This is a genomic window from Streptomyces diacarni (assembly GCF_003323715.1).
Classification (GTDB): Bacteria; Actinomycetota; Actinomycetes; order Streptomycetales; family Streptomycetaceae; genus Streptomyces; species Streptomyces diacarni.
The window spans coordinates 289,206-305,058 of the sequence record NZ_QOIN01000043.1 but is presented as its reverse complement, the minus strand read 5'-3'; the positions used below and the strand labels follow the sequence as shown (position 1 = coordinate 305,058).

Below are 15,853 nucleotides of genomic sequence, written 5' to 3'. Positions count from 1 at the left end.
ACCCGCCGCCGGACGTGCCGCGGGCGCTACCAGCGTAGTGCGGTGAAGTCGACGGGCCGCGGGCTCATCCCCCGCACGCGGTCGGCCAACTGCTTCATCCGCCGGGCCATTTCGGACGCCGGCAGCTGTGTGCGGCCGCCGTGCCCCGGCAGCAGCCACTCGAAGCGCAGCGCGTCCACCGTCCTGGCGAGCGAGGTGGCCAGTTCCTCGATCGAATACCAGGTCACGCTCTGCGCCACCTCGATGTCCTGGAGGGTCCGCGCCCAGTAGAAGCTGTCCCCGCTGAAGCAGTAGCGCTCGTCGGCGATGTACAGGACGCTGCCGCGGGTGTGTCCCGGCAGCGGGTAGACGCGGACCCCCTCCGCGACGTCCGCCGGGTCGGTGCCGCGCAGCACCTGGTCCGCGTCGGGGGCGGCGTCCAGGTCGCCCTCGTGTATCCACAGCCGCGCCCCGAGCCGGTCGGCCCAGTCGCGGCCGTGCGCCGCGTGGTCCCTGTGGGTGAGCAGTACGTCGGTGAAGCGGCCCAGTTCCTCGTAGCGTTCGGCCAGCCGTTCGCTGAAGCGGGGCGTGTCCACCATCATCCACGTGCCGGAAGGGCGCCGCAGCAGATAGGCGTTGGCGCCCGCGGTGTGCGTGGAGTTGTGGCCGCACAGCAGGACGTCAGGATCCAGCGCGAGCGGGAAGGGGTCGGGCACCGCCGGGTCGAGGCGTCCGCCGGCGGGGCGGATCGAGCGCGTGTGGCAGGCGAGCGCGGCGGCCAGCAGCTGCCGTGCCTCGCCGTCGTCGCGCGGCTGGCGCACGACCTCGGAACGGCCCTCGCCCTGGGCGATGAGGTCCGGGGCGAGCTGGCGTGCCACGTCGCAGTCGGTGCACCTGTCGTCCACGTACCAACCGGTCTGCCCGGTGGGCGCTGTCGTCTCCATGGGGGCTCCCTCCTGGGCGCACGCGTGGGCACCGTGCGTACGCACCCGTACGTCCTTGCGTGCCCCCAGCACACCTCAGGCCCGGTCGGGAGTGGAAGACCGCCGGTCGGCGGGACCGCTCCCGGCCGGGCGGCGTGGGAAAGCCGTTGGCCGTCACCCGGTAGTCCCGCGAGGGCTCCAGCGGCGTACCGCCGACGCGCACGGAGTCCTCCAGCAGCCTGGCGGCCCCGCTGCGCGACATGTCGACGTCGAAGCGCAGCGCGCGCACCCCATGTGCTCGGCGACGGGCCGCGACAGGCTGAGGGCGTGCGCATTCCGAGTCGTGCTCCAGCCGTTGCGGCTCAGACGGTGCCCGGCCGGGCCGGGGTGCCGGGGATTTCCAGTACGGCGAACACGGCGCCCTGCGGGTCGCGGAGCACGGCCACGTCGCGGCCCTGGCCGTTCGCCCCCTCGTACAGCACAGTGGCGCCCTCCCGCCGCGCGACATCGACGGTGCGCGGGGCGTCGCGCGCCCCGAAGTAGGGCATCCAGAACGGCTCGGCGCCGGGTCGCCCTGCCGCCAGCACGGTGCGCCCCGCGACCGCCTCGCCGGGCGCACCGGGTGCGATGCCCGGGCCGCTCCCGGCGGGCGTCCCGCTGGCGCCCTCCGTGTGCCCGGCGCTCTCGTCCGGCAGCCGGAAGGCGGCGTAGTGCTCCTCGCCCGCGGCGTCGTGGGCGGTGACGTGCACCCCCAGTACGGCCTCGTAGAACCGGTCGGCCCTGCCGGTGTCGCGCACCGCCAGCTCCGCCCAGCACAGCGCGGACGGTTCCCCGAACAGGCCTGCGCCCAGGTGCGCGCGGGCCTGCCAGAAGCCGACGTGCGCCCCCTCCGGGTCCACGGCGGCGACGGTGCGGCCGAGCACCCCGAAGTCCTCGGGCCCGTGGCGCACCTCGCCGCCGGCCGCCGCCACGCGGTCCGCGAGGGCGTCGGCGCTCCGGGTGGCGAACGAGACGATCCAGTTCGCCTCCGCGCCACCGTCGCCCCCCTCCCCGGCACCGGACGACTCCCCGGCACCGGACGCCTTCCCGGCATCGGATGCCTCTGCGGCACCGGACCGTTCGCCGGTGTCCGAGCGTGCGATACCGGCCACCATGTGCCGCTGCCAGGTGGCGTATCCGTAGTGGTCGTAGGCCGGCCCCGTGCGCAGGTAGGACCAGCCCAGCACCGCCGCGTAGAAGTGTTCGGCGGCCACCGGATCGGCCGTCCGCAGATCGGCCCAGCACAGAGCTCCCGCCGGATAGGACACGGGTTCGGGCACCGGCTGTCTCCTCCCTCGTCCGCGGGGGCGCGGGCGGAAAGCGGAACGCGCCCCCGCCGTACGTCATTGTCGAACTGTACGCATTGACGCGCGAGTTGGTCGCGGCGGAGGATGCGAGATCATCGGGGAAGGGGCCGTACGGTGCACAGGACGAACCCGCGGGGGACCGCCCGCGAGCCCGGGGACCGGCAGGCCGACGAGCGCGGCCCCGCTTCGCAGGCAGGTACGCGACCGCACGATCCGGACGCCGTCGCGGTGGTGGGCATGGCGCTGCGGGTCCCGGGCAGCGACGGGCCCGACGTCTTCTGGACGAACCTCGCGGGCGGCGTCGAGTCGGTCACCCGCTTCGACGCCGAGGAGCTGCGCGCCGCCGGAATCCCGGACTCCGCCCTGGCCGATCCGCACTACGTAAGGGCGAAACCGGTCCTCGACGACGTGGCCGGATTCGACGCCCGCTTCTTCGGTCTGACACCCCGCGAGGCCCAGGTCCGCGACCCCCAGCACCGGCTCTTCCTGGAGTCCGCCTACACCGCGCTGGAACACGCGGGATACGACCCCTTCCACGTCCCCGGCGTGGTCGGTGTCTACGGCGGCGGCGCGCCCAACCTCTACCGCGAGTGGAACGTGGCCGCGCACCCGGAGGCGTCCGCGTTCCTCGGCGAGGTCGGCGTGATGGTCGCCAACGCCGCCGACTACCTCACCACCGCCGTCTCCCACCACCTCGGCCTGACCGGGCCGAGCGTCAACGTGGCGACCGCCTGCTCCACCTCGCTGGTCGCCGTGCACACCGCCTGCCGGGCGCTGCGCACCGGCGAGTGCGACGCGGCCGTCGCCGGCGGCGTCCAGGTCGAGCTGCCCCGGATCACCGGCTACCACGCGGCCGAGGGCGGCATGTTCTCCCTCACCGGCCGGGTGCGCCCCTTCGACGCCGACGCCGACGGCACCATCTTCGGCACCGGCGTCGGTACCGTCGTCCTCAAGCGGTACGCCGACGCGGTGCGCGACGGCGACCACGTACACGCCGTCATCCGCGCGTCGGCCATCAACAACGACGGCAACCTCAAGGCCGGCTTCACCGCACCCAGCGTCGAGGGGCAGGCCCGGCTCATCAGGCGGGTGATGAGCGAGAGCGGGATCGACCCGGCGCGCATCGGCTACGTCGAGGCCCACGGCACCGGCACCCGCGTCGGCGACCCCATCGAGGTCAACGCGCTCACGCGTGCCTACCGCGACCTCGGCCACACCGGCGTCGCCGACATCCCGATCGGCTCCGTGAAGGGCAACATCGGCCACCTCGGGCCCGCCGCGGGCGTCGTGGGGCTCATCAAGGCCGTCCTCGCCCTCGGATGCGGCCGCATCCCGCCGAGCATCAACCACCGCAGGCCGCACCCGGCCATCGACTTCGAGAGCGGTCCCTTCCACGTCAACACCGCCCTGACCGGCTGGCCGGCGCACCACGACGTGCGGCTCGCCGCGGTGAGCTCCTTCGGCGTCGGCGGCACCAACGCCCACGCCGTCGTCGAACAGCCGCCCCCGCCACCGGAGTCCCGCCGCCCCTCCTCCGGGCGCCCCGCGCTGCTGACCGTCTCCGCCCGGACCCCCGACGCGCTCGCCGCCGCCACCGGCCGCCTCGCCGACGCGCTGGAAGCCGATCCCCGCTGTGACCTCCACGATGTCGCCGCCACACTCTCCCGCGGCCGTCCGCACCTGCGGCACCGGGCCGCCGTCGTCCCCGGCGAGGACGGCGCTGCGAAAGCCCTGCGCGCCGCCCCCACCGACGCCGCTCCCGCACCCGCCGACGGCGCGCCCGTGGCCCTGCTCTTCCCCGGCCAGGGCTCGCAGCACCTGGGCATGGGGCAGCGGCTCTACGAGCAGGAGAGCGTCTTCCGCGAGGCCGTCGACGCGTGCGCACGGCTCGCGCGGCCGCTGCTGGACGCCGACCTCACCGAGGTGATGTTCGCCGCCGACGAGCCGGCCGCGGCCGCCCGCCTGACCCGCACCGCCCTGGCGCAGCCCGCACTGTTCACCGTCGAGTACGCCATGGCGCGGCTGCTGGCCTCCTGGGGGCTGCGCGCGAGCGCGATGGCGGGGCACAGCGTCGGCGAGTACGTCGCGGCCTGCCTCGCCGGGGTCTTCTCACCCGCCGACGCGCTGCGGCTGGTGGTGCGGCGCGGTGCGCTGGTGCAGGAACTGCCCGGCGGCAGCATGCTGGCCGTGCCGCTGGCCGCCGAGGACCTCCCGCGGGTCGAGGGCGCCGACATCGCCGCGTACAACGGCGCCCGCCTCACGGTCGTCTCGGGGCCCGACGCCGCGGTGGACGCCGTAGAGGCGGCCCTCGCCGAGCGCGGTGTGGCCGGACAGCGGCTGCACACCTCGCACGCCTTCCACTCGGCGATGATGGAGCCCGCTTGCGAACCCTTCGCCGCCGAGGTGGCGAAGGTGGAACTCCACCGCCCCACGCTGCCGTTCCTCTCCAACGTCACCGGCACCTGGATCACCGACGAGCAGGCACTCGACCCCGCCTACTGGACGCGGCACCTGCGCGCCCCCGTCCGCTTCGCGCCCGCCGTCGCGCTGCTGCTCGACGACGACGAACTCCTGTTCGCCGAGGCGGGACCCGGGCAGGTGCTCACCGGACTGACCCGCGCACAGGCCCTCGCCGCCGGGCAGCGGAACCGCACCGTGGTACCGACCATGCCCTCCCCGCAGGGCACCGTGGAAGGACCGCGCCGCCTGGCCCGCGCGACGGGCACACTGTGGGCCGCCGGCGCGGAGATCGACTGGGACGCCTACCGGGGCGGCGAGTGGCACCGCGTCCCGCTGCCCACCTACCCCTTCCAGCGCACCGAGCACTGGCTCGACCCCGGCGAGAAACCGGCGATCCCCGCAGCCGCCGACGCGCGGCCACCGGAGCCGGACGAGGGGCGCCGCCCGATCGAACGCGCCCTCTTCCGGCCCGCGTGGCGGGAGGAGAGCGCCCCCGCACCCGCCACCGCCTCCCTGGCCCGCACCTGGCTGGTCTTCCGCAGAGGCGAGGGCCTCGACGAGGCGGTCTCGGCGCTGCGCCGCGCGGGCGGCCAGGTCGTCACGGTCGAACCCGGCGCGTCGTTCGAGCGGCTGACCGGCAGCCGCTACCTGGTGCGCCCCGGAGCGCGCGAGGACTACGACGCACTGGCGGACGCCCTGGCCGCCGACGGCCTGACGCCGGAACGCGTCCTGCACGGCTGGCTGTTCGGCCCACCCGACGAGACCTACCGGACCGGCGACGTCGGCGGCTGGCTGGACCTCGGCTTCTTCAGCGTGCTCTTCCTCGCCCAGGCGTACGCCGAGCGCACCACCGCACTCGCGCCCATGCGCTGGGACGTGGCCGGCTCCCGGCTGCGCGCCGTCACCGGCGCCGAACCGGTCGAGCCCGCCCGCGCCGCGGTGACCGGTGTCTGCGACGTCCTGGCCAAAGAGCTGCCCGACATCGCCGTCCGCTGCCTCGACCTGGCCGAACAGCGCCACACCGCCGGCCTGTTGGAGGAGCTGGCCAGGCCGGGCGGCGCCGCGCCCGCGTTCGCCGCCTGCGGCGACCGCTGGATCGCTCTGCGCGGCCGCCGCCGCTGGCTGCTCTCCTACACGTCCGTGCCCGAACCGCGCGTCCGCGGAGCCGCGGGCCCCCTGCGGGAACGCGGCACCTACCTGATCACCGGCGGGCTCGGCGGTATCGGACTGACCGTCGCCGAAGGACTCGCCAAGGCGGTACGCGCCCGCCTCGTCCTCACCTCCCGCTCCGCCTTCCCGCCCCGCGAGGAGTGGGACGAGATCGCCGCCTCCTCCTCCGCCTCCGCTGCCTTCTCCGACGGCGACGGCGAGCGCGGCGCCGGGACCGCACCCGGGGTGCGGGAGACGGTGCGCATGCTGCGGCGCGTCGAGGGATACGGCGCCGAGGTACTGGTGTGCCGCGCCGACGTGACGGACGAGCCGGCGATGCGCGCCGTCGTGGAACAGGCCGAGGACGCGTTCGGCACCATCGACGGCGTCTTCCACACCGCGGGCGTTCCCGGCGGCGGCCTGCTCGCCCTCAAGAGCCGCGCCGAGGCCGAACGCGTCATGGCCGCGAAGGTGCGGGGCACCCTCGTACTGGACCGGCTGCTGGGGGAGCGGGCGGAGCTGATGGTGCTCTTCTCCTCCATCACCTCGGTCGCCGGGAACCTCGGACAGACGGACTACGCCGCGGCCAACGCCTTCATGGACGCCTACGCGCACGCCCGCGCGGCCGAAGGCCCCGGCTTCACCGTCTCCGTCAACTGGGACGCCTGGGCAGAGATCGGCATGGCGGCCAAGGCGGACGCCCTGGCCCCGGCCGCCTTCCGCGCACTCCAGGCCGGCGACACCACGGTGCGAGCGGGGGCGCTGGCCGCGGGGGCCGGGGATCGGCCCGGTTCAGGCCCCGAGGCCGGGGATCGCCGCGGTTCGGGTCCCGAGGCCGGGGATCGCCGCGGTTCGGGTCCCGAGGCCGGGGATCGCCGCGGTTCGGGTCCCGAGGCCGGGGATCGCTCCGGTCCGGGTTCCGGGCTCGGGTCCGGGACCCACCCGCTGCTCGGCCAACGGGTCGTCACCGGTTCAGGCGGTGACGACCGTATCGCCTATCGCACCGTGGTGGACGGGGAGAGCCACTGGGTCTCCCGGGAACACCGTGTCGCGGGCACACCCGTGTGGCCCGCGACGGCGTACCTGGAGATGGCACGGGCCGCAGGGGCTGAGGCGCTGGCGGGCGACCCGGTGGCGCCGGTACCGCTCCTGCTGAGCGACGTCACCTTCCTGTCCGTCCTCACGCTCACCGCGCCGACGACCCTGCGCACGGCCCTCGACCCGGAACGGGACGGCTACCGCTTCACCGTGGCCAGCCGCCGCGACGACGAGGAGGAGTGGACGGAGCATGCCACAGGGCACGTCCGCGCTGCGCCCAAGAGCCCGGCGCACGTGCACGACCTGGAGGTGCTGCGCGAGTGCTTCCCCGTCGTCAAGCCCGACACCGAGCCGTACGAACCCGAGCCGGGGCTCATCGACTTCGGGCCGCGCTGGACCAACATCGCCGAACTGCGGCGCGACGGCTCCTCGGCGCTCGCACGGATCGAGATGCCCGAGGCGTACCTCGCGGAGCTGGCCGACTATCCGCTGCACCCCGCGCTGTTCGACGCCGCGACCTCCAACGCGGTCTACCTGCCGGAGCTCGGGCCCACGGGGGAGAGTTATCTGCCGTTCACCGTCAGCGGCGTCACACTGCGCGGCCCGCTTCCGCCGGTCGTGCACGTGTACACACGGCGGCGCGGCGCTCACCGCACGATGGTGACCTTCGACCTCACCCTCACGGATGCGGAAGGCCGCGAGGTGGTGGACGTGACCGGCTACACGGTCCGGATCTGGGATCCGGGCGCGTTCCGCGACAGCCTGGCGACGCGCGCGAGCACCGCGCCGGTACCCGAGCGGGCCGCTTCCGCCGTGCCGTCCGCCGAGGCACCGCCCGAGCGGGCGTCCACCGGCCCACAGGCCGGTCCGTCCGCCGGGTCGGGCATCGGCGGCGCGTTCGCCATCCGCCCCGAAGAGGGCATCAGGGCGCTCTGGCACATCCTCGGCGACCGGCTCGGGCCGCAGATCGTCGTCGTCCCCGAAGGCATCGGGCAGCGGCTGCGCGCCGTCGAGGCACTCACCCAGAACGTGATCGCGCACGCCGGACAGGCGCCCGAGCACACCGGTGAGCCGGCTGCCCCGGCCGCCGGGGGTGCCGCACGGTCCGGAGCGGACGGCGCACCGGCGAGCACCCACGAACGACTGGCGAAGCTGTGGTCCGACGCGCTGGGCATCGACGACATCGGCATGGACGACGACTTCTTCGCGCTCGGCGGCAACTCGCTCGTCGGCGTCCAGCTCGCCGCCCGCGTGCGCCGGGAGTTCGACACCGAACTGCCGATCGCCACCCTCATCGAGAACCCGACCGTACGCGCCATCGCAGGGATCATCACCGCATGAGCCAGACCACCCCGGCGCCGGGCACCGATCCGTGGCTGCCCTTCCCGCCGCCCGCCGCCGCCCCGGCACCGGAACCCGGAAACGGCCGCCGGGCACGCGCCCGACTGCTGTGCTTCCCGTGCGCCGGTCAGGGAGCGTCGGCCTACCGCACGTGGCAGCGGCTGCTCGCCGCGGACGTCGAGGTGGTGCCCGTGCAGCTGCCCGGCAGGGAGGGCAGGGCCACGGAAGCGGCCCACACCACCATGGAAGGGCTGATGGCGGAGCTGCTGCCGGTGCTGGTAGAGCTGGCGGCGGAGGCGGAGGCGGGCTACGCGCTGTTCGGGCACAGCTTGGGAGCGCTGGTCGCCTACGAGGCCGCCCGCAGGCTGGAGGCCGCGGGGCGGGTGCCGCTCGGACTGACCGTCGCCGCGCAGCGCCCGCCGCACCTGCCGCTCGAGCGCGAGCCGGTGCACGACCTGCCCCGGGCGGCGTTCATGACCACACTGGGCCTGTACGGGCAGGTGCCCGTGGAACTCTTCGACGACCCGGCCGCCGTCGCGCTGGCGGCCGCCGCACTGCGCGCCGACTTCACCCTCGTGGAGACGTACGCACCGGCGGACGGGCCCCGGCTGCGCTGCCCGGTCACGGCACTGGCCGGACTCGCGGACACCTCGCTGCCGCCCCGCGCCATGCGCGCCTGGCAGGACCTCACCGAAGGGCCCTTCACCTTCCGCCCCGTGCCGGGCGACCACTTCTTCGTGGGCGAACGCACCGACGAGCTGGTCGCCGTCCTGCGCGCGGCACTCGGCTAGCAACCGCGCCGGCGAGGTCAGCCTTCCGGGAGGGAGGGCGGGGCGGGTGTGCCGGGTGCGAGGGCCGCCGAGAGCAGCCTGGCCTCGTGCGCGGGTACCGCCGCGACGGCCTCGCCCGGCGAGAGCCAGCGCGCCGTGGCCGGGGACGGTTCCCGTGCCGCTCGGGCCGCGAAGAGGTGCGCCACCAGGGCGCGGCCGCCCGCGGGGCAGCGGGCGCTGTCGACGGCCAGCAGCCGGCCGACCGTGTGTCCGCCCTCTCCCGCGTGCCGCGCCAACGCCCGTGCCGCGCCCTCTTCGGGCGTCTCGGTGGCCGCCACCAACGTGCCGGGCAGCCGGTACGGGCACCCGGGCCCTGGGCCGCCCTCCCGCCCCGCCCATGCTTCCTCCGCTTCCAGGGGGCCGGTGCCGGTGCTGGTTCCCGTGCCCGTGACCACCAGGATCCGGCCGCTCCGGTCCGTCACCAGGGCCGCCGCTGCGACGACGGGTCCCGGCAGCAGTGCCCTGCGGTCCCGTTCGTCCAGGGGCGCCGGATGCCCGTCCACCAGGTGGGCCGTCGCGGCTCCGCGCTCGGCGGCCAGCGCGGCAGCCGTACGCCGCCGCAGCCGTTCGGGGAGCCGGGTCAGCGCCTCCCGCTCGGGGAGGAACGCGGCTGCGCGCAGTTCGTCCCGCTGGAGCCGCAGGTCCTCGGCGGCCACCGGGTGCGGCAGGTGAACGGCGTATACGCAGGCGGTCAGGGCCCTGCCGTACGCGGTGGCGGGCACGTTGTCGACGGCCAGCAGGCGGCCGACGCGGAGCCCGGACGGGCACAGCTCCTCGCGCAGTTCCCTGACCAGGCCGTCCACCAGGCCTTCGTCGTCCACCATGCCGCCGGGCAGGTCCCAGCCCGCCTTGTAGACGGGATCGACGATCAGCAGCCGTCCCCGCTCGTCCCGGATGACCGCGTCGACCGCGGCGGCGGGGGAGGGGTGCGAGGCGAGGTAGGCGGCCAGCTCCGCGTCCGGGCCGGGCGTCGGGTCAGCGGCGGGCACCGCAGCCGGACGCGCCGCCTCGGCTCCGCGGGGTTCCGGGACGGCGCGGTCTTCCCGAGGCGCCGGGGCGGCGGGTGTGCGGGGCGTCGATGTCATACGGGGCCTCCTTGTGTCCGGTGCTGACGGCGAGCGGTCACCCGCGCGCCTCCCCCTCCGGTGCAACTCGGCCGCCGCCCACGGGGGTACGCCCGCTCACGTGGCGGAACGCGGCCGTTTCCCCCTCGGGTGAGGGTTCCTGGTGCGTGGCCGAGGCGTGCGGTGTCACCGGCTCGCGCGCTCCGGGCTGCCAACCCGGCATATCGGGCATACCGTCGAGGGCGGCGGAGCCGTTCGGTACCGGCGGACCGCCGGACCTGCGGAGACAGCGCAGCGAACGACCCAGCGAACGACCGGACTATGAGGGGACGCGACGGTGAGTGAGCAGCTGAGCGAACACGTGGGCGAGGAGTTGCCGTGCGACCGGACCGCGCGTCTTCCGCACATCCACGTGCGTCCCGGTGGCGCCGTGCACGGGCGGCATCAGGACGCGTCCCCTCTCGGTGCCGCCGAGCCCCGCACCGCGCACCCGGTCGTGCAGATCTTCACCGAGGCCGCCCGTGCCGTGCCGGGCTACCCGCTCTCGCCGATCGTGACGGACGAGTTCTGCGTCCTCGTCGGCCCCGGCAGCGCCTCGACCATGATCGCGGTCTATCTCGAGGACGTCGCCACCCTGTGGGTGGACCAGTACATGTGGAGCGCGTACGAGTGGTCGGACCGTGACACCGGCGAACTGGGCTTCCTGACGGAAGCGGTGGCGGCCGTGCAGCGCGGGGACGGTGCCGTGCACTTCAGGGAGGACGACGGGCGGCTCGTCCACCTCGGTGGCCGGATCGGCAGCCACGTCATCGGCCCTGGCGGCGTGCGTCCGCCCCCGCTCAGCTATCCGCTGATCCCCTGGGCCAGCCAGCTCGGCCCGGTCCACTGACGTCCACCCCCGTCCGGCGGTCCGGCGTCGAACGGAGTGCGGCGTGCGGTGTCGTCCGCTCGGCGAGGGGAACGCGGCAGGTGCGAGAAGGCCATGGCCGGGGCGGTGGTGGCCGGGAAGGACCGGGCGTGAGTGGCGACGACGACGGCTTGGGGACATACCGGCGCAAGCGGCGGTTCGACCGCACGGAGGAACCCGAGGGCGAGCGTGCGGGCGGTGGCGAGGAGCCCCGCTACGTGGTGCAGATCCACGACGCGACGAGCCTGCACTTCGACTTCCGGCTGGAGTGGGACGGCGTGCTCAAGTCCTGGTCGGTGCCCAAGGGCCCGTCCATGAACCCGCATGACAAGCGGCTGGCGATGCCCACAGAGGACCATCCGCTGGACTACCGCACCTTCGAGGGCGTCATCCCGCGCGGCGAGTACGGTGCGGGCCCCGTCATCGTCTGGGACGAGGGCACCTACGAGCCCCTGTCCCGCGACTTCGGCAAGGCCTTGGCCAAGGGCCACATCTCGTTTCGGATGCACGGCGGCAAGCTGCGCGGCGACTGGGCGCTCTCCCGCTTCCGCAGCGGCGAGGACGGGGAGCGCGAGGCGTGGCTGCTGGTCAAGAAGAGCGACAGCCACGCCTCCTCGCGCGGTACGCCCGACCCCTGGCGGGTCCGCTCCGCGCTGAGCGACCGCACCCTCAAGCAGGTGCGCGAGGAGCCGGCCGAGCGGTGGACCCGCGAGGGCGGCAGGCGGTGAGCGGTCTGCTCGACACGCTGCCGCAGGAGCAGCGCGCGCTGCTCAGGAAGGCGCCGTCGGGCGGCCGGCTGGCGGAGCAGCCCATGCGGGCCGAGCTCAGCGACCGGCGCGATTTCTCCGCCGGCGGCTGGGTCTTCGAACGCAAGCTCGACGGTGTGCGGGCGCTCGCCGTCCGGGAAGACGGCGGCGAGCGGCTGCTGTCCCGCAGCGGGCGGCGCGTGAACGTCACCTACCCCGAGATCGTGGAGGCCCTGGCGGCCCAGAGCCGGGCCGACTTCACCGTCGACGGCGAGATCGTCGCCTTCGCCGGCGGCCGTACCGACTTCTCCCGGCTCCAGCAGCGCATGCAGCTGAGTACCGAGCGGCAGGCCAGGGCCAGCGGCGTCGCCGTCACCTACTACGTCTTCGATCTGCTGCGTCTCGACGGCACGGACCTCACCAGGCTCCCGCTGCGTACCCGCAAGTCGCTGCTGCGGGCCGCGCTCGACTTCCGGGCACCGCTGCGCTTCACGCCGCACCGCAACGAGGGCGGGCAGCAGCTGCTGGAGGAGGCCTGCGCCAAGGGCTGGGAGGGGCTGATCGCCAAACGCGCGGACGGCCGCTACCAGCCCCGCAGGTCCTCCGACTGGCTCAAGCTCAAGTGCGCGGGCGGTCAGGAGCTGGTCATCGGCGGTTTCACCGAGCCGGCCGGGAGCCGGGTGGGCTTCGGGGCGCTGCTGCTCGGCTACTACGCGGACGGCGCGCTGCGCTACGCGGGCAAGGTCGGCACCGGCTACGACCGGCGGACGCTGCTGACCCTGCGGCGCGGCCTCGACCAGCTCCGGGCGCCTCGCTCCCCGTTCGCCGATCCGGTCCGCGAGCGCGGTGCGCACTGGGTCGAGCCCCGCCTCGTGGCGCAGATCGGCTTCACCGAGTGGACCCGCGACGGCATGCTGCGCCACCCCCGGTTCCTGGGCCTGCGTGACGACAAGAGGCCCGAGGACGTCGTCCGCGAGACGCCGCGTGAACGGGGCGGACCCCGGGCCTGACCACCCCGCACCGGCCCCGGCGGCGGACGACGGGTTCCGTTCGGGCCTGTGCGGGCACTACGGGAGCCATGGATCACGATGCCGCACCGGTGCTGGAGGCACTGGCCCGCTACCGGGACGCGGGGAGTTGCCGTTCAGTCCGCCGGGACACAAACAGGCGCGGGGCGCCGACCCGCGCGTCCGCGAGGTGCTGGGCGACGCCGTCTTCCACGGCGACGTGCTGGCCTCCGGAGGGCTGGACGACCGGCGTACCCGCGCGTCGGTCCTGGTGAAGGCCGAGCGGCTGATGGCGGACGCGGTGCACGCGGAGCACACCTTCTTCTCCACCTGCGGCAGCTCGCTGTCGGTGAAGTCCGCGATGCTCACGGTCGCGGGGCCGCACGAGAAACTGCTGGTCGGCAGGGACGCCCACAAGTCCGTCGTCTCCGGTCTCGTGCTCTCGGGCATCCGTCCGGTGTGGGTGGAGCCGCAGTGGGACGAGGAGCGGCTGCTGGCGCACGCGCCGCCCGCCGAGGCGTTCGAGGCGGCCTTCGCGGAGCACCCGGACGCCCGCGGCGCCCTGGTCACCAGTCCCACCCCGTACGGCACCTGCGCAGGGCTGCGAGCGATCGCCGACGTCTGCCACAGCAGGGGCCGCCCGCTCCTCGTCGACGAGGCGTGGGGCGCCCATCTGCCCTTCCACGGCGACCTGCCGACCTGGGCCATGGACGCGGGCGCCGACGTGTGCGTGACCAGCATCCACAAGATGGGCAGCGGCCTGGAGCAGGGCTCCGTCTTCCATCTGCAAGGCCCCTACATCGACCCGCTGACGCTGGCTCAGCGCGCCGACCTGCTGGGCACCACGAGCCCCAACGTGCTCATCTACGCGGGTCTGGACGGCTGGCGCCGCCAGATGGTGCAGCACGGCGACCGGCTGCTGGGCCACGCGCTGGACCTCGCCGCCGACGTCAGGCAGCGCCTGGAGGCCATCGACGGGCTCCACGTCAACGACAGGGCCGATTTCGTCGGACAGGGGCCGGCCGCCGACCTGGACCCGCTGCCGGTCGTCATCGACCTCGCACAGCTGCCGTTCACCGGCTACCAGGCCGCCGACTGGCTGCGCGCGCACCGGCACCTCGACGTGCACGTCAGCGATCACCGCCGGATCAACACGCAACTGACCCACGCCGACGACCGGCACACCACGGGAGCGCTGCTGGACGCCGTCGGCGAGCTGGTCGCCCGGGCCGACGAGTTCCCCGCCGCGCCGACCGTGTGCCTGCGCAGCCCCGCCGACCTGCGGATGGAACAGACGTGCCTGCCGCGTGACGCCTACTTCGGCGCGCACGAGGACGTGCCGGTTCAGGAGGCGGAGGGCCGGATCGCCGCCGAGATGATCACCCCGTATCCGCCGGGTATCCCCACCGCGCTGCCGGGGGAGCGGCTGACCCGGACCGTTCTGGACTACCTGCGCACCGGCGTGGAGGCCGGAATGAACGTGCCCGACGCGGCGGCGCCCGACCTGAACACCGTCCGCGTGGTCGCCGACGACCCGCCGCACACCCCCCGCCTGCCGTGACAGGCATCCGCCCACCCCAAGGAGCCCGCCATGCCCCGCGCCGCGCTCTTCGACGTCGACGGCACCCTCACCGACACCACCTACCTGCACGTCCACGCCTGGTGGGAGGCGCTGCGCCAGGCGGGGCACAAGGTGCCGACCGCCACGCTGCACCGGGCCATCGGACTGGGCGGCCAAGACCTGCTCGCACACGTGCTGGGCGAGGGCCGGGACAGCGGCCAGGACGAGGTGATCAGCGCCGCCCACAAGACCCTCTTCGCGACCTGCCACGAGCGGCTCGGCGCTTTGGAGGGCGCCCGTGAGCTGCTGCACGCCCTGCACGACCGCGGCTGGCAGCTCGTGCTCGTCACCTCGGCGGTCGGCGGGGAGCTGGCCGCGATGCGCCGGGCCCTGGACGTGGACGAGCTCATCGCCCACATCGCCAGCGCCGCCGACGTCGAGCGGGGCAAACCCGCCCCGGAACCGGTCGAACACGCCAGGGACCTGGTCGGCGCCGCCCGTGAGCAGACCGTGTTCATCGGCGACTCCGTGTGGGACATGCGGGCCGCCTCCCGCGCCGGGGTCACCGCGCTCGGCGTCCTGTCGGGCGGCATCCCCCGCGCCGATCTGGAGGAGTCGGGCGCCCAGGAGATCTACGAGGGCCCCGCCGACCTGCTCACCCGGCTGGACGAGAGCGCCTACGCGCGACTGGAGCGCGAGAGCTGAGGGCCGGGCCCCGGTCTCCGGCCCGACCTGCGGGATCGTCCCGCGTAGCCGCCGCCGGTGGTGGGTACCCGGAGCATCCGAACGAGAGGAGGTCACCATGACCGGAGACGGCAGGGACATCCCCGCGGAGGAGGGCGTCACCACCGAGGACGCCGCCGAGATGGGCGCGGGGCCCGCCGAGGGCCGGCTTCCGGGCGACCGCGCCGATCGCGGGCAGTGGAACCCGCCCGTGGAGTCCGACCCGCCGCCCCGCGGGCCTGGCCAGGACACCGGCGGCTTCGACACCTCGTTCCTGACGCCCCAGGCGGAGGCCGACGAGGAGTACGCCGAGCCGGGTGACCCGGGCGCGGACCCCGAGCAGCAGGGCATTCCCGACCTGCAGGACGGCACCCCCGAACAGCAGCGGGCCAGCGACCCGCAGCAGGAGGCCGTGCCCGGTGACGAGCCCACGGCCGTCACCCTCTCCGCCCCCACCCCCGCCGAGATCCGCGAGGGCGAGTCCCTCGACGAGCGGCTCGCCGAGGAGCAGCCCGAGGTCTCCGAACGGGAGGCCGTGTCCGGGCCGCCCGACGAAGCCTCGGGAGACCTGCGCAACGACCCCGAGGCGACCCCGCCCCGCCGCCAGGACGTCTACGGACGCCAGGCCGGCGACGGCGGTCTCGCCGCCGAGGAGGACGCCATGCGGACCAGGGACGAGGACGAGGTCTGACCGCGGGCCACGGGCCACGGGCCGGACGACGGTAGAGGGCGGGGCCCGCGGGGTCCCGCCCTCTACCGTGCTGTCGCGGTACGGACGG

Annotated in this window: 10 protein-coding genes and 1 pseudogene; 8 read left to right on the top strand and 3 right to left on the bottom strand. The window is 74.7% G+C overall.

Going from position 1 to position 15,853, the window contains the following annotated elements:
* Window positions 1-26: 26 nt before the first annotated feature.
* Together DTL70_RS15395 and DTL70_RS15390 are read right to left on the bottom strand one after the other, a co-directional pair.
* The gene (locus tag DTL70_RS15395) at window positions 27-923 is read right to left on the bottom strand and encodes an MBL fold metallo-hydrolase (protein ID WP_114022476.1); all 897 of its coding nucleotides are present in this window, start codon (window positions 921-923) and stop codon (window positions 27-29) included.
* A 341-nt stretch (window positions 924-1,264) separates the two neighbouring features.
* Window positions 1,265-2,221 (bottom strand): VOC family protein, encoded by a 957-nt coding sequence (locus DTL70_RS15390; RefSeq protein WP_114022475.1) that lies wholly within the window; start codon window positions 2,219-2,221, stop codon window positions 1,265-1,267.
* A gap of 141 nt (window positions 2,222-2,362) precedes the next feature.
* On the opposite strand from DTL70_RS15390, the gene DTL70_RS15385 reads away from it, so the two are divergent.
* Window positions 2,363-8,236, top strand: a complete 5,874-nt coding sequence (locus DTL70_RS15385) for a type I polyketide synthase (protein WP_181860937.1) — start codon at window positions 2,363-2,365, stop codon at window positions 8,234-8,236.
* Complete coding sequence (locus DTL70_RS15380) at window positions 8,233-9,027, top strand: thioesterase II family protein (RefSeq protein WP_114022473.1); 795 nt, start codon at window positions 8,233-8,235, stop codon at window positions 9,025-9,027. The genes DTL70_RS15385 and DTL70_RS15380 overlap by 4 nt, the downstream gene beginning before the upstream one ends.
* 17 nt (window positions 9,028-9,044) lie before the next feature.
* Here the strand turns inward: DTL70_RS15380 and DTL70_RS15375 are convergent, their stop codons facing one another.
* Entirely contained in the window at window positions 9,045-10,151 is a 1,107-nt protein-coding gene (locus DTL70_RS15375) for an NUDIX domain-containing protein (protein ID WP_114022472.1), read from the bottom strand.
* 316 nt (window positions 10,152-10,467) lie between these two features.
* On the opposite strand from DTL70_RS15375, the gene DTL70_RS15370 reads away from it, so the two are divergent.
* The 6 genes and pseudogenes from DTL70_RS15370 (at window position 10,468) to DTL70_RS15345 (ending at window position 15,765) form a co-directional block, all read left to right on the top strand.
* Entirely contained in the window at window positions 10,468-11,019 is a 552-nt protein-coding gene (locus DTL70_RS15370; RefSeq protein ID WP_245979386.1) for a hypothetical protein, read from the top strand.
* Between the two features lie 128 nt (window positions 11,020-11,147).
* Window positions 11,148-11,765: a DNA polymerase ligase N-terminal domain-containing protein gene (locus DTL70_RS15365; RefSeq protein WP_114022471.1), complete on the top strand. Its 618-nt coding sequence runs from the start codon at window positions 11,148-11,150 to the stop codon at window positions 11,763-11,765.
* The gene (ligD, locus tag DTL70_RS15360; RefSeq protein ID WP_114022591.1) at window positions 11,762-12,793 is read left to right on the top strand and encodes a non-homologous end-joining DNA ligase; all 1,032 of its coding nucleotides are present in this window, start codon (window positions 11,762-11,764) and stop codon (window positions 12,791-12,793) included. Before DTL70_RS15365 ends, ligD begins: the two co-directional genes overlap by 4 nt.
* A 68-nt stretch (window positions 12,794-12,861) precedes the next feature.
* A pseudogene (locus DTL70_RS34780) lies at window positions 12,862-14,351 on the top strand (aminotransferase class I/II-fold pyridoxal phosphate-dependent enzyme).
* Window positions 14,352-14,381: 30 nt separating this feature from the next.
* The gene (locus DTL70_RS15350) at window positions 14,382-15,056 is read left to right on the top strand and encodes an HAD family hydrolase (protein ID WP_114022470.1); all 675 of its coding nucleotides are present in this window, start codon (window positions 14,382-14,384) and stop codon (window positions 15,054-15,056) included.
* A 97-nt stretch (window positions 15,057-15,153) separates the two neighbouring features.
* Window positions 15,154-15,765 (top strand): hypothetical protein, encoded by a 612-nt coding sequence (locus tag DTL70_RS15345; RefSeq protein ID WP_114022469.1) that lies wholly within the window; start codon window positions 15,154-15,156, stop codon window positions 15,763-15,765.
* Window positions 15,766-15,853 lie beyond the last annotated feature (88 nt).

Coding starts and splice junctions, on each gene's coding strand:
- DTL70_RS15395 (WP_114022476.1), bottom strand. CDS start 923: ATGGAGACGACAGCGCCCACCGGGCAGACCGGTTGGTACGTGGACGAC.
- DTL70_RS15380 (WP_114022473.1), top strand. CDS start 8,233: ATGAGCCAGACCACCCCGGCGCCGGGCACCGATCCGTGGCTGCCCTTC.
- DTL70_RS15375 (WP_114022472.1), bottom strand. CDS start 10,151: ATGACATCGACGCCCCGCACACCCGCCGCCCCGGCGCCTCGGGAAGAC.
- DTL70_RS15350 (WP_114022470.1), top strand. CDS start 14,382: ATGCCCCGCGCCGCGCTCTTCGACGTCGACGGCACCCTCACCGACACC.
- DTL70_RS15345 (WP_114022469.1), top strand. CDS start 15,154: ATGACCGGAGACGGCAGGGACATCCCCGCGGAGGAGGGCGTCACCACC.